Here is a 470-nt window from a genome sequence, read left to right as displayed (position 1 = left end):
TGGCTACGGCTGTCATAACGGTAGTTTTCACCGTCGTCCGTAGCACCTTCGCGCTTCACCGACACGACCTGCTCGAGCTCGGCACGCATGGTCCAGGCCAGGGGTTGCCCCGGCAGCAGCACGGCCTGCTGCCCGCCCGGAGTGAACAGCGCCTCGACCGCCGACGGGTCCTTCGTCAAGGTGCTCAACACAGCCCGGTTGCTGCGGTCGCTGACGGTGATGTCGGTGGTGTAGTTGTGGTTCGTCGCGGGGGCGCTGTGACGGACCTGCAGCAGGTTGCCTGCGGTGTCGTAGCGGTACGTGCGGGTGTATGGGGTGTAGGTGGTGTTGTCGAAGGGAGTGATGTGCGGGAGGTGGCGGCCTGGTTGGCCGGCGTTGGCCATTTCGCGGCCCGTGGCACTGGCCAGTTGGTAGAGGCTGTCGTAGCTGTAGGTGTTTTCCGGCACCACTTTCTGGTTGCGCCAGAAGCG

1 pseudogene is annotated in these 470 nt (G+C 64.9%); it reads right to left on the bottom strand.

Going from position 1 to position 470, the window contains the following annotated elements:
• Positions 1-470: pseudogene (locus tag ACNFCI_RS24035) on the bottom strand (RHS repeat protein); the annotation flags it as partial.

The sequence above is a fragment of the Pseudomonas sp. NY15356 genome (assembly GCF_048068175.1).
Lineage (GTDB): Bacteria > Pseudomonadota > Gammaproteobacteria > Pseudomonadales > Pseudomonadaceae > Aquipseudomonas > Aquipseudomonas putida_K.
Note: the sequence above shows the minus strand (reverse complement) of the source record. Positions and strands in the feature narration are given on the sequence as shown.